The sequence below is a fragment of the Geomonas agri genome, from assembly GCF_020179605.1.
Lineage (GTDB): Bacteria > Desulfobacterota > Desulfuromonadia > Geobacterales > Geobacteraceae > Geomonas > Geomonas agri.
Window position 1 is genome coordinate 1922545 of record NZ_JAINZO010000001.1, and the last position, 12743, is coordinate 1935287.

General features: G+C 59.6%; 11 protein-coding genes, 1 tRNA gene and 1 riboswitch. Of the genes, 8 read left to right on the forward strand and 4 right to left on the reverse strand.

Going from position 1 to position 12743, the window contains the following annotated elements; translation table 11 throughout:
- Positions 1–6 precede the first annotated feature (6 nt).
- A riboswitch (cyclic di-GMP riboswitch) is annotated at positions 7–82 on the forward strand.
- A 207-nt stretch (positions 83–289) separates the two neighbouring features.
- Complete coding sequence (locus K7R21_RS08365) at positions 290–955, forward strand: lipid-binding SYLF domain-containing protein (protein WP_224982809.1); 666 nt, start codon at positions 290–292, stop codon at positions 953–955.
- 661 nt (positions 956–1616) lie between these two features.
- Complete coding sequence (locus K7R21_RS08370) at positions 1617–1817, forward strand: hypothetical protein (RefSeq protein ID WP_224982810.1); 201 nt, start codon at positions 1617–1619, stop codon at positions 1815–1817.
- Between the two features lie 127 nt (positions 1818–1944).
- Here the strand turns inward: K7R21_RS08370 and K7R21_RS08375 are convergent.
- The 3 genes from K7R21_RS08375 to truD form a co-directional block, all read right to left on the reverse strand.
- A tRNA-Gln gene (locus tag K7R21_RS08375) sits at positions 1945–2019 on the reverse strand.
- 17 nt (positions 2020–2036) lie between these two features.
- A complete protein-coding gene (ispE, locus tag K7R21_RS08380; protein ID WP_224982811.1) occupies positions 2037–2879 on the reverse strand; it encodes a 4-(cytidine 5'-diphospho)-2-C-methyl-D-erythritol kinase in 843 nt (280 codons plus the stop codon).
- Positions 2880–2913: 34 nt separating this feature from the next.
- Positions 2914–4110 carry a tRNA pseudouridine(13) synthase TruD gene (gene truD / locus K7R21_RS08385; RefSeq protein WP_224982812.1) on the reverse strand — a complete coding sequence of 399 codons (1197 nt, stop codon included), beginning with the start codon at positions 4108–4110 and terminating at the stop codon, positions 2914–2916.
- Between the two features lie 165 nt (positions 4111–4275).
- Between truD and K7R21_RS08390 the strand changes: the two genes are divergently transcribed.
- Together K7R21_RS08390 and K7R21_RS08395 are read left to right on the forward strand one after the other, a co-directional pair.
- Positions 4276–4416, forward strand: coding sequence for a hypothetical protein (locus K7R21_RS08390; RefSeq protein WP_224982813.1), 141 nt, complete (start codon positions 4276–4278; stop codon positions 4414–4416).
- Positions 4417–4429: 13 nt separating this feature from the next.
- Positions 4430–7393, forward strand: a complete 2964-nt coding sequence (locus K7R21_RS08395) for an NAD-glutamate dehydrogenase domain-containing protein (protein WP_224982814.1) — start codon at positions 4430–4432, stop codon at positions 7391–7393.
- 71 nt (positions 7394–7464) lie between these two features.
- On the opposite strand, the gene trmB is transcribed toward K7R21_RS08395, so the two are convergent.
- The gene (gene trmB, locus K7R21_RS08400) at positions 7465–8088 is read right to left on the reverse strand and encodes a tRNA (guanosine(46)-N7)-methyltransferase TrmB (RefSeq protein WP_224982815.1); all 624 of its coding nucleotides are present in this window, start codon (positions 8086–8088) and stop codon (positions 7465–7467) included.
- 236 nt (positions 8089–8324) lie between these two features.
- Between trmB and K7R21_RS08405 the strand changes: the two genes are divergently transcribed.
- The 4 genes from K7R21_RS08405 (at position 8325) to K7R21_RS08420 (ending at position 12738) form a co-directional block, all read left to right on the forward strand.
- Entirely contained in the window at positions 8325–9758 is a 1434-nt protein-coding gene (locus K7R21_RS08405; RefSeq protein WP_224982816.1) for a DEAD/DEAH box helicase, read from the forward strand.
- Positions 9755–10789, forward strand: coding sequence for a helix-turn-helix transcriptional regulator (locus K7R21_RS08410; RefSeq protein ID WP_224982817.1), 1035 nt, complete (start codon positions 9755–9757; stop codon positions 10787–10789). Before K7R21_RS08405 ends, K7R21_RS08410 begins: the two co-directional genes overlap by 4 nt.
- A 183-nt stretch (positions 10790–10972) precedes the next feature.
- Positions 10973–12133 carry a class I SAM-dependent methyltransferase gene (locus K7R21_RS08415; RefSeq protein ID WP_224982818.1) on the forward strand — a complete coding sequence of 387 codons (1161 nt, stop codon included), beginning with the start codon at positions 10973–10975 and terminating at the stop codon, positions 12131–12133.
- On the forward strand, positions 12130–12738 hold the full coding sequence (locus K7R21_RS08420; RefSeq protein ID WP_224982819.1) for an HAD family hydrolase: 609 nt from the start codon (positions 12130–12132) through the stop codon (positions 12736–12738). The genes K7R21_RS08415 and K7R21_RS08420 overlap by 4 nt, the downstream gene beginning before the upstream one ends.
- Positions 12739–12743: the final 5 nt, after the last annotated feature.

Consider the following 12743-nt stretch of genomic DNA (forward strand, 5'->3'; position numbering starts at 1 on the left):
ACAATATAGCGACAATACTCAACCATCCGCGAGGATGGGGCGGAAAGCCTAAGGGTCTCACCGAGACAGCCGGGTTGCCGAACTATCACCAGATACTCGGCCCCGGCTTTTTTGTTTCTTCTGGGAAGGCTGGGGAATAAAATACAAGTCAAGGAAGCACTGCACGAGTTCTCGCACAATTTGACCACGAAGATCTGCCCCCGCCTCATCCCGTGTGCAAAGGGGAGACAGAGGGGATTTGCCATGGTGGACATTACCTGCATCACCTGAAAAGGAGGAACACACCGTTATGAAAATGATGAAACTTCTCGCAACAGCAGTAGCCGCAGTCATGATGACAATTACAGTCACCCCCGCCTATGCCGGGAAGGAATCGAGGAAGATTGAGGACTGCATCGAGGTGGTCAAGGCGATCAAGGCCATCCCCGAGGAAGGTATCCCCCCGATGTTGTTGAAGAACGCGCAAGGCATCATGATCATCCCCGAAGTGCTGAAGGTCGGTTTCGTGGTCGGCGGCAGGTACGGCACCGGTATCTTGACCGTGCGCGACGAAAAGGGGAACTGGACCGATCCGGTATTCGTCAAGATCGCCGGCGGCAGCCTGGGTTGGCAGATAGGCGCCGAGTCGACCGACCTTGTCCTGGTGTTCAAAACCAGGAAGAGTGTGGATGGTGTTCTCAGGGGCAAGTTCACTCTGGGTGCTGACGCCTCTGTTGCCGCTGGCCCGGTTGGACGAAGCGCCGAGGGTGCGACCGACGTCACTCTGAAGAGCGAGATACTCTCCTATTCGCGCAGTCGTGGTCTCTTCGCCGGGATTGCCCTCAACGGCGCCGCGCTCATGATCGACGATGATGCCAACGGTGCCTACTACGGCAACCTCGACCCGAGGACGATCGCCGCCGGAGAAGCCGGCAAGCGCACACCGGAAGTAAAGCAACTGCTCGACCTGCTGTAATTTATATACTGTAAGTGCCGCCCCTCTACTGTGGTGGGGCGGCATATACTTGTCTCAACGTCCCCTCGCTTCCCTCCATTTTGATACATCTCCCCTACCTTTCATTCGCCACCGCCATTTACACAAAATTGTTTACAGGCCCGCCAGTGCTTCCGCCGCGCGATTGAAGCAGGTTCCGCAGAAAAACATTTCTGCGAGCAAGTGAAGCGTTCCGTTGCGCAGAGAAGGCTTTCGACGGGCGACGGAAGTGTTCCGTCGAGCGGAGAAAGCTTTCCGCGAGCGACGAAAGCGTTCCGTTGAACAGAGAAAGCTTTCCACGAGCGACGGAAGCGTTCCGTTGAGCAGAGAAAGCTTTCCGCGAGCGACGGAAGCGATCCGTTGAGCAGAGAAAGCTTTCCGCGAGCGACGGAAGCGTTCCGTTGAGCAGAGAAAGCTTTCCGCGAGCGACGGAAGCGTTCCGTTTGACAGAGGAAGCTTTCCGCAGGTGACGGAAGCGCTCCGTCTCGCAGAATGTCATCAACACTGGAAAGGTAGGACGAGAAAGAGTAAGATAAGTTTTGGGCCATGAGCCCAGGCACATCAACCATTCAACCGGCGGGCTGTCGGGGTTGGTGTAAACTCCGAAGACGGAGAAATCCTTGAAAAGGCATAGAGGTTTGCCATGACAAAAGATCTGCTTAAAAATAAAGAATTCGACTTGGTTAGCGTTATTTACAACGCCTCGCAGGCAGCCGAAACCTGTAGCCAGTACATCAAAGACGCCGAAGGCGATCAGGAAGTGGAAAGATTCTTCAATGATGTAATCGACTCCAACTCGAACTTGGTGCAAAAAGGCAAAGACCTGCTGAAAGACAGGATCTAAAACACCATACGAGATGGAAGCGTGATGAGGGGGATTGACCGTAAGGCCAGTCCCCTTTTTGATGGCCGGTGGACAACAAATTTAAAAGCAAAAGGGCCAGCTGTAATAGCTGGCCCTTTCCTATGATTGGCTGGGGCGCCAGGGATCGAACCTGGGAATGACGGGATCAAAACCCGTTGCCTTACCGCTTGGCGACGCCCCAATAATTCTGTTTTTCTCTTACAGCGTCTGCACTGCTTCAGCGAACCAACCGTGCGCCGCGGCTATGTCGGCCGCCGCTTTTCTGGCGACTGCCTCGTCTTCGAAAATCCCGAAGACGGTGGCGCCGCTGCCGGACATCAGTGAACCGGCGGCCCCGGCAGCAAGCAGCATGTCCTTCACCTCGTTTAGGAGCGGATGTTTCCCGCAGGTTACAGGTTCGAGGTCGTTGGACAAAAGCTCGGCAACTTCTGTCGCGTTGCTGTATGAACCGCGAATTATAGTGGCAGGTCGCTTCCCTGTCAATATTAAATTTTGGTAGACCCAGGCGGTTGAGACATGGATGCCCGGGTTAACGAGCACCACCCACAGACTCGGCATCGATTCCAGGGCGGTGAGCTTGTCCCCTATTCCTTCCGCGAGCGCAGTTTTCTTGAAGATAAAGAAGGGAACGTCGGCGCCGAGCTTGACTCCTATCTCCATGAGATGCTGATCGGAAAGCCCTAGTCCCAGCAGTTCATTTACTCCCATGAGCACGGTGGCGGCGTCGCTGCTCCCTCCGCCCAGACCGGCAGCCACCGGAATGCGCTTGTCGATGGCGATGTCGATGCCGGTCTCTTTCCCAGAGAGTTTCAATAGTACATCGGCGGCACGCCAGGCGATGTTGCCGGGTCCATCGGGCACCCCCTTCTTGCCGCAAGTGACCCGAATACCGGGAGTCGCACTCAGGGCGATAGTGATCTCGTCGTACAGGCCGACCCGCTGCATGACCATGCGCAGATCGTGATAGCCGTCCGGCCTCTTCCCCAGCACGTCCAGCCGGTAGTTGACCTTGGCCGGCGCCTGTAATTGCAGTTTTTCCACGATTTACTCCTTCCGCCCCATAGGGGAACTGCATTTATTGATCTTTCATTACCTCGTTCAACACGCAGGTGGCGTAAGCGCCTCGCGGCAGGGCGAAATCGAAAAGCAGGTCACTACCATCCTGGCGCACTGTGGCGGCCAAAAGCGGCACGCGCAGCGGACGCCGCTCACCTTCCATCCTGAGTCCACCCGACAGGTTGAAACTCTCCGGCACCAGCCCTTCGCCAGCCAGGATCCCGGCTTCCAACTCACCTTGTGCCCCCTTGGCTTCCATCATGGTGCAACCGAACATGGGGCCGGTCGGCGAAATCTCGAAGGCCTGGACGCGCGGTGCCTCGGCGGCCGCATCCTGCACCAGGAAACAGGCACCGTTGTCATGCTTGAACGCGATGTCGCCCGCTTCCACCAGGTCCAGACGCTCCAGCCTCTGCTCCAGCGCCAAGTCAAACAGGGAGGACTGGAATGCGGAGAGGTACAATCTCTTCATGCGCGGTTGCACCGCGTGGAAGGCTTTCTCATAGGCATCGGGACGCTGCTGCAACCGTCCCAGCAGTTCGCGCTCGGTGCGGAAGTGTCCGGGGAACAGGGCGAGGCTTTCCGCCAGGTCCCCCTGGCGGTAGGCCTCGATGGCTTGCCGCCAGCGCTCATCCGTCACGTGGGCGGGGTCACCGATCAAGGTATCAATGGCCGCCTTGTAATCGCGGCGCAGCATGGCCGCGCCGATGGCGTGGGTGTTCCCCTGCACGCCGTAGCGCTGCACGCCGAACCGGTTAGGTACGCCCCGGGACATCAGGACGGCAAGTACCGCTTCGGCCTGGGTCAGAGCACCGAGCGCCACGTCACGAACCCTGATCCCGAAGCGGTTCCCCTTTAGGTGCCCAAGCCTCAGCTTATTGCCATGCAAAACGGCGGACAGCACCTTGATGCCCGGGATCTCCAGTGCGCGCACCTTGTCGGGTGCGACCCGGGGGATAGAGACGGTCTGGCGGGTGATGCCCACCGCGTCTTTCATGCCGGCATAACCTATGTCCCGCTCCTGCACACCAAGCGCCTTGGCGAGGCGACGCACAGCTTCGGGCGTCGTGATGCCGCGCTTTTCGATGGCGACGTAGCAGTGCTCCCCCTGTCCCGAAGGGAGGTACGCGGGAACCTCCTCAACGATAAAGTCTTCGGGGGTATTTTTTATAGTACCGCCGGTACCGGGTACCTCGGCTGTCAAATATCTCTGCACCGCTCCTCCACACCGAACGTTCTCTCGATCCCGGCATCATACCCAGTAGCAGGTCCACTTTCAACAGGTTTTGTCAGAGACAAAGAAAGGTTCAGCCTTGCCTTTCTCCTGACCTCCTGCGCCATTTTCATACCTACTTTCCCACCGTCGCTACGGAGGTTACCGATGAAAGAAGCTGTTGGTTGCAGCAGTGATGGGGCAGTCTGTTTACTCAAAGCAAACTTTTTTCAATCAGAAGCAAGATCTATTAAAGCAAATCGCTTTGTCGCTGATATACTGGTGCAGAAGCAGTTATATCGAAGCTAAAGGGGAATGAAGCATGACGAGCAAGGCCAATGTCAGGAAAAGCGTCGCCAGTGAGCTTTTAGAAAACCACAAATGGCTGAAAGAGCAGATAAATCCCTATTTCTTCACATCGATGCAGGACGAACCGGAGGCACTGGTGCTTCTGGAGCGCGAGCTTCGTTCCCTCAAGAGCAACCGGCGCCTGATCCTGGCGGACCGCGACAAGAGCCTGATCCTGGCGAGGGTCAACGAGCCGGGCTCCCTGTACGATTCGTTGCGCCACTTCCAGGACCGGGAGATCTCCTATGCCATGATCACCCATTCCGACGGCCCTATGCCCGGGATGAGCCAGGCGCTGGAGATACAACGCTTCGAATTCGACCGCAAGAGCAACGACGACATCAAGGCCTGGAAGGACGTGCAACTCCCTCAAGGGCTGACGCGCAAGATCGCAGCCGAACTGCGCGCGACCTATCCCGAATTTGATATGAAGGAGTTCGAGCGCCTGCTCAAGATCCTCTGGCTCAACAATGAAAGCTACGTCAAGGTGGCTTCGCCGCTGCGCGTGGCCCAGGTGCTGCACCTGATGCAAAAGTCGAGCAGGAGCGGCGGCCTGTACCTCCACGTCGAGCCGACCCCGGACGTGAAGATATCGAGAGTGCATTTCGCGGTCGCCAACCCGCCCCAGAAGGAGTTCCTGCTTCAGCTCATGGAGGTGTTCAACCGGCTCGACCTCGGTGTCAACCGTGCCTACTGCCTCACCATCTCCAACGGCATCCACCCCTATTTCCTGGGGACCTTCCTGGTGAACCGGCGCTCGGGCGAGGTGTTGGAGTTAGGATCGGAGCTCTACCGCAGGCTGCAGCAGGAGCTCTACAACACCCAAATCGTTTCGACGAAGAGCTACACCTATCGCGAGTTCGTCACCAACAACGTCATGACCGGAGAAGAGGCCTCGTTGGTGAACGCATTCATCGCATTCTGCCACACCAACCTGGCCCACAACCAGCCAGACCGCTTCGGGCTCGACGACGTGCAGAACGCCTTCCACGCGCACCCTGAGATGTCGCTGCAGCTCGTAAAGCTGTTCAAGGCCCGCTTCGATCCCGCAATCACCGAGAGCCATCCGCTCTACGCCTCGATTCTGGAGGAAACGGTGCGGGCGGTGAACGACTACAACACAGGTCACCGCTACCTCGACGAAGTCCGCCGCGCCATCTACCGCTGCTGCCTCATCTTCATCACCCACACGTTAAAGACCAACTTCTTCGTGCTGGAGAAGCAGGCCTTCGCCTTCCGGCTCAATCCGAATTACCTGTCCGAGCTGGGTCCGGCTTTCACCGCAGACCTGCCACAGGCGCTCCCCTTCCGGGTCACCTTCTTCTTCAGCCGCTTCGGTTTCGGCTATCACATCGGCTTCTCCGACATCGCGCGCGGCGGCTGGCGCACCGTCATTGCCCGCAACATGGACGACTTCATCACCAACTCGAACACCATCTTCAGGGAGAACTTCGTGCTGGCGCACACCCAGCACCTGAAGAACAAGGACATCTATGAGGGGGGCTCAAAGCTTGTGCTGATCCTGGATTCCTCCGATCTGCAGCGCGGCAGCGAGCGCCAGATGGAGAACTGGCGCCTGTACAAGCTGCAGCACGGAGTCACCAACGCGTTCCTGGACATATTCGTAACCGATCAGGGGGTGGCCAAGTCACCCGCAGTGGTGGACTACTACCGGGAGGATGAGCCGATCGAACTCGGGCCGGACGAGAACATGCATGACTCCATGATCGAGAACATTGCGCGCATTTCCAAACGGCGTGGCTACATCCTCGGCATCGGCATCATGTCCAGCAAAGAAGTGGGGATCAACCACAAGGAGTACGGCGTCACCTCGACCGGCGTTGTGAAGTTCGCCGAGATCACCATGGCGGAGTTGGGCATCGATATCTATCGCGATCCTTTCAGCGTAAAGTTCACCGGCGGCCCCAACGGCGATGTCGCGGGCAACGCCATGCGCATCCTCCTCGAGCGCGCGCCGCAGGTGGCGATCAAGCTCGTTCTGGACGGTACTGCCGCCTTGTGCGATCCGGAGGGGGCGGACCGCAAGGAACTGGGACGGATCGTGTTACAGCAGGATCTGGATGCCTTCGACCCGCAGGCGCTGCACCCCGGGGGCTTCCTGCTCTACCGTAGCGGCAGCCGACGCGACGGCCTGCGCGAGCTGTACCGCAAGGTGAGCAAGACCGCCGAGGGACTTAGGGAGGAATGGATCTCCACCGACGAGTTCTCCAGGGTCTACGCCGGCCTCCCCTTCACGGTGAAAACCGACCTTTTCATCCCGGCCGGCGGACGACCGGAGACCATCGACAAGGACAACTGGCAGAATTACATGTTGCCCAACGGCGCTCCTTCTGCGGGTGCAATCGTCGAGGGCGCCAACTCCTTCATCACTCCGGAAGCGCGGGTGCAGTTGCAGAAGAAGGGGGTCATCATCATGCGCGACGCTTCGGCCAACAAGTGCGGGGTGATCTCTTCCTCCTACGAGATCATCGCCAACCTGCTGCTCACCGAGACGGAGTTCATGGCACATAAGGAGCGTTACGTGCAGGACGTCCTGGAGATACTGGAGCAGCGCGCGGCGGACGAGGCACGGCTGATCCTGAAGCGGCGCCGCGAGCAGCCGGGGCTGCTCTGCACCGAGATCTCCGACGCACTGAGCGGCGAGATCAACGAGCAGTACGCGACCATCTACCGCTTCTTCCAGAACAGGCCTCACCTCTGCCTGCAGCCGATCTACAAGAAAGCGATCCTATCGCACCTGCCCAAGATGCTCAGGGACGAGCCGAAGTATGCCAAACGCATCAAGAACCTGCCGCAGAAGTACCTCTTCGCCATCCTGGCTGCTGAGATTGGTTCATCGCTCGTCTACCGTGGCGATCGCGAGGCCGATTTCGAAGCGACGCTCAAGGGGCACCTGACCAGGATGTTCGGAGAGTAAAAAGGCTGGCAGCACAAAAAAAGAGGGGGACCCCAAACGGGGTCCCCCTCTTCCATTATTTACTCACAAGGCTACTTCACCTTGTAGTGCATGAAGTAGATCTGTTTCCCTTCGGCCATGAACTTGCGCATGTATTTCGAGAGGTGGTAACCGGGGAACTCGTGGCGGTAGAGATCCGGGCCAAACTGGTTCTCGAGAGCCGCGATACCAGGAAGCGCGTTGGCGACGTCGATGCCGTAGTCGTCGAAGTCGGTGGCGAAGAAGAAGTCGGCACCGGGGACCATGTAATCCAGGAGAAACTCGATGAACTCCTTGTTCACCAGACGCCGCTTGCGATGCCGCTTCTTGGGCCAGGGATCGGGGCAGTTGATGTAGATGGCGGACAAGCTCCCCTTGGGAATACGCTCGGTGACGAAGGCGCGGGCCTCGTCGCGCACCACGCGCACGTTGGGGACGCCATGCCGGTCGATGCGGCGGCAGGTCTTGTCGCACCCCTTGTTGTAAAAGTCGATGGCGACGAAGTTGGTGTCAGGTTGGTCCAGGGCGGTCTTGAGCATGAAGTCGCCCACGCCGCAGCCGATCTCCAGGGCGAGCCGGTTGTCGTTGCCGAAGATGCTTGGCCAGTCTGGCTGGGTGGGAAGGTCTTGGAGTCTCAGGTAGTTGGGTGATTCGATGTGAATAAAGGATTGCGTCATCGGTACCTCTTGGGGATTTTGTCGCGGGGGAACATACCACAAAAAAACGTGTCACGCAAAGCCGCAAAGGCGCAAAGCGATCCAAGCACTCTTTTCCCCTTCGCGTCTTGGCGGCTTTGCGTGACATAGCCTTTGATTTGACGACAAACCGGCGTTCCCCTTTCTGTCATTGCCATTTTTCTCACAACATGCTAATTGTATCCGGTTGAAATAAGGCAAAAAAGGAAAACAACAACATGAAATTTACCGAGCTGCAGCTGCCGGAACTGGTCCAGAAGGGCATCGACGAAACCGGCTTCACCGACTGCACACCGATACAGGAAAAGGCGCTACCCCTGGCCCTCACCGGCAAGGACGTGGCAGGACAAGCCCAAACGGGCACCGGCAAAACCGCCACCTTCCTCATCACCGTCTTCACCAAGCTGCTCAGCCAGCAGAAAACCGGCGCCGTCAATCACCCCCGCGCCCTCATCCTCGCCCCCACCCGCGAACTGGTGGTCCAGATCGAGAAGGACGCCCAGGCACTGGGCAAGCACACCGGCTTCACCGTCCAGGCCATCTACGGGGGCGTGGACTACATGAAACAGCGCGATGCTTTGAAGGCGGGCGCCGACATCGTCATCGGTACGCCGGGCCGTCTCATCGACTATCTCAAGCAGAAGGTCTACTCGCTGAAAGACATCGAGGCCCTGGTCATCGACGAGGCCGACCGCATGTTCGACATGGGCTTCATCGCCGACCTGCGCTTCATCCTGAGAAGGCTCCCCCCCTACGACAAACGCCAGAACCTTCTCTTCTCCGCCACCTTGAACACTCGGGTCATGGAGCTTGCCTACGAGTTCATGAACATGCCGGAAAAGGTCTCGGTGACGCCGGAGCAGATGACCGCCGAGCGCGTGGAGCAGGTGCTCTACCACGTCGCACGCAAAGAGAAATTCCCGCTGCTCCTCGGCCTGCTCCGCAAGATGGGCATGGAGCGCACCATGATCTTCGTGAACACCAAGCGCGAGGCCGAGTACCTGCAGGACCGCCTGAACGCCAACGAGTTCCCGGCCAAGGTGATCTCCGGCGACGTCGAGCAGAGAAAAAGGATGAAGATCCTCTCCGACTTCAAGGCCGGCCTCCTCCCGATCATGATCGCCACCGACGTCGCCTCGCGCGGCATCCACATCGAAGGTGTCTCCCACGTCATCAACTACGACCTGCCACAGGACTGCGAGGATTACGTGCACCGTATCGGCCGCACCGCCCGCGCCGGTGCCGAGGGTATGGCGATCTCGCTGGCCGACGAGGACGGTGCCTTCTTCATCGAGGCGATCCAGGAGTTCATCAAGCAGAAGATTCCCACCGAGTGGGCGGAGGACGATATGTTCGTCCACGACTACAAGAGAACCGCCAGGCCTCCGCGCCGCACCGAGGAGAAGCCCGGCGGCAAGGGCGGCAAATCCGGCGGGCGCGGCGAGAAACCCGGGCGCGGTGAATCCCGTGGCAGGAGTGGCAGATCCGGTTCCGGCAAGGACAAAGCGGAGCAGAAGGAAGCTCAGCCGGCCGTAAAGGATGCAGCTCCGACAGGTGATGCCGCCGCAACAGGCGATGCACCGGCCAAGCGCAAGCGTCGTCGCCGGAAACCAAAGGCGAAGACCGGCGAGCAACAGCCCGAGCAGCCGTGACCGTAAAGGGACGTCCCCCGCGCAAATACTCCCAGGCGGGCCGGGTCCACGACGTGATCCGCCTCATCGAGGCGCGTCACGGCATCTCCGTGGCCGAGCTCGCCGATGAGACTGGCGTAAACAAGCGCACCATCCACCGCGACCTGGTCGCCATCCAGGAGGCGGGCTACCCGCTCATCTCCGACTGGCAGGACGGCGAGAAGGTGTACCGCTTCCTGACCCGTTTCAAGGACGTCCCTCCCATCAGCTTCACACTGCAGGAGCTGATGACCCTTTCCCTTTTGCGCTCCCAGCTCGACCTCCTCAAGGGGACCCCGTTTCTGGAGGACATGCAGAGCGTCTTCCGCAAGGTGAACTCCGTGCTGCCGCCTCGCCTTGCCGCCCACATGGAGCGCATCGCCGAGGTGTCCCTGCCGCTTTTGCAGGGAAAGCGCGACTACTCCCGCTACGCCGAATACCTGCAACTGATCCGCAACGCCCTGCTCTACCAGCAGACCGTAGTCATCTCCTACCGTCCCCCCAACCGTCCCGAGCCGGTCGGCTACCGGGTCGATCCCTACACGCTGCTGTTCCAGAAAGGCGGCATCTACCTTCTGGGCTACGCGCAGGAGCGTGAGGCACTGCGCACTTTCGCCGTCGAGCGCATCTGCGGCGTCGAGCCGCTCAAGGAACGCTTCGAAATACCGGAGGGGTTCCATCCCGGCTCTGCGCTAGGCGAGGCGTTCGGCATCGTCGCCGAGCCCCCCATGGACGTGGTGATCAGGTTCTCCGCGTCCATCGCGCACGCCATCAGGGACCGCGTCTGGCACTCGTCGCAAAGGATCGAGGAGCAACCCGATGGAACGATTCTTTTGACCTTTCACGCCGGCGGCAAGATGGAAATCCTTGCCTGGCTCCTCTCCTACGGCGCGCACGCCGAACTTCTCCAACCGGCTCACCTGCGCGAGGAACTGGCGGGGATGGTGCAGGCGACGGCGCGGGTGTACTGCCCCCCTCCCTGTCCCTCCCCCTCCGGGAGCGGGAACGCTTGAGGTATCGGGGTCACATCGTGCGACGGCGCAACTTTGCCGTCACCGAGTGCCCAGGCAACATTCCTTTTTGTCCCGCCTCAGTGAGCACTATATATAATTCATCCTGCCCCCGGTTCTCCCCCTGCGTTGACAACCATTTTCGTTCCGTATATATAAAGACCTTCAGATTCAGGAGGGCTTTTAATGGCTGACGAAGTGGCAACGACGCAACTGGCAGAAATCATCCTCAAACGCATCCGCTCCCGCGGTGACATCACCTTCGCCTCCTTCATGGAGAGCGCTCTCTACGAACCCGACCTGGGCTACTACACCTCCCCGGGGCGCAAGGTAGGCGCCGAGGGGGATTTCTACACCAGCATGAACGTGCACAGCGCCTTCGGCCGCCTGATTTCCCGCGAGATTGGCCGGTTCTGGCAGCTGCTGGATCGCCCAGAGTCCTTCACGGTCGCCGAAGCCGGCGCGGGGGGAGGGCAACTGGCACAGGACATCCTCGACGCCATCGCCGAGGAGAATCCCGACCTCTACGCCGCCCTCACCTACCGCTTGATCGAAAAGGAACCGTCCCTGCAGGAGGCTCAGGCAGCACGGCTCGCACAGCACGTCGACCGCCTGGCCTGGAGCTCGCCGCAGGAACTCTCCGAGGGCGCGCTCAGGTTCACCGGCTGCATCATCTCCAACGAGCTCTTCGACGCCATGCCGGTACACCTGGTCGAGATGGCGGAGGATGGTCTCAAGGAGGTCTTCGTCTCCGCCGACGCCAACGGCTTCCGCGAAAAACTCCTCGCTCCCTCGACCCCTGAACTTGCGGCGTACCTGGCCAAGTTCGAGGTACACCTCATGCCGGGCCAGCGGGCGGAAATCAACCTTGCCGCACCCGCCTGGATCACACGCGCCGCCACGACCCTCGAGCGCGGCTTCGTGCTCACCATCGATTACGGCTACCTCGCCGAAGAACTCTACACCCCGCAACGACGCAACGGCACCCTGCTCTGCTACCACAAGCACAGCACCAACGAGGATCCGTACCAGCTGGTGGGCGAACAGGACATTACCACCCATATCAACTTCAGTTCGCTCATCGAGGCAGGCAAGGAGGAGAACCTGGTCGCGGTCTGGTACGGCGAGCAGTACCGCTTCCTTTTGGGCGTGGGACTGATGGAAGAACTGATGCAGCTCGTGGCCCAGGCCAAGGACGAGCACGAAAGCCTGAAACACCGGCTTGCCATCAAGAAGCTGATGATGCCCGAGGGTGGCATGGGTGACACCTTCAAGGTGTTGATCCAGGCCAAGGGGGTGCAGAACCCGCAGCTTCTCTGCATGAGAAAATGGGGAATGGGGCTTTGATCGTCAAGGCCATCGTCTTCGACCTGGATGGGACCCTGTACCAGGAAGACCGCCTCGGTGAGGAGGTCAACCAAAGCGCCATACACTACGTGGCCGACCTCAAGGGACTCTCTCCACTCGAGGCGGAATCCCTCCTGGAGGCCACCCGCGCCGGCGACGGCGCCGGCGGCACGCTCAGTCGCACCGTCGTGGAGTTGGGGGGAACCCTGCAGGAGATGCACAGAAGATTCGCCGCCGACTGCCACCCCGAACGACTGCTCAAGCCCGACCACCGCGTCCGGGAGCTCCTGCAGCTCCTCTCAACCCGCTGCCAGCTGCATCTCTACACCAACAACAACCGCGACCTCTCCAGCAGGATCATGAAGCAGATCGGGGTGATCGACCTGCTGGACCGAGTGTTCACCATCGAGGATTACTGGATCCCGAAGCCGGATCGCCGCATCATCGAGGACATACTGGCAAAGATCGGCTGCCGCCCGCAGGAGACGCTCTTTGTCGGCGACCGCTACCGTGTCGACCTGGCAGTTCCCGAATCGATGGGATGCCGTATCTTCGAGATGAAAACGACTGAAGAGCTGCTGACACTGGCAGATCTGGTACACTGATAGCG

What these genes read in the sequence shown, in the direction of transcription:
- trmB (WP_224982815.1), bottom strand. Translation starts at nt 8,088, where the DNA reads ATGACGCAATCCTTTATTCACATCGAATCACCCAACTACCTGAGACTC.
- K7R21_RS08370 (WP_224982810.1), top strand. Translation starts at nt 1,617, where the DNA reads ATGACAAAAGATCTGCTTAAAAATAAAGAATTCGACTTGGTTAGCGTT.
- K7R21_RS08405 (WP_224982816.1), top strand. Translation starts at nt 8,325, where the DNA reads ATGAAATTTACCGAGCTGCAGCTGCCGGAACTGGTCCAGAAGGGCATC.
- K7R21_RS08365 (WP_224982809.1), top strand. Translation starts at nt 290, where the DNA reads ATGAAAATGATGAAACTTCTCGCAACAGCAGTAGCCGCAGTCATGATG.
- K7R21_RS08415 (WP_224982818.1), top strand. Translation starts at nt 10,973, where the DNA reads ATGGCTGACGAAGTGGCAACGACGCAACTGGCAGAAATCATCCTCAAA.
- K7R21_RS08390 (WP_224982813.1), top strand. Translation starts at nt 4,276, where the DNA reads ATGAAAGAAGCTGTTGGTTGCAGCAGTGATGGGGCAGTCTGTTTACTC.
- K7R21_RS08395 (WP_224982814.1), top strand. Translation starts at nt 4,430, where the DNA reads ATGACGAGCAAGGCCAATGTCAGGAAAAGCGTCGCCAGTGAGCTTTTA.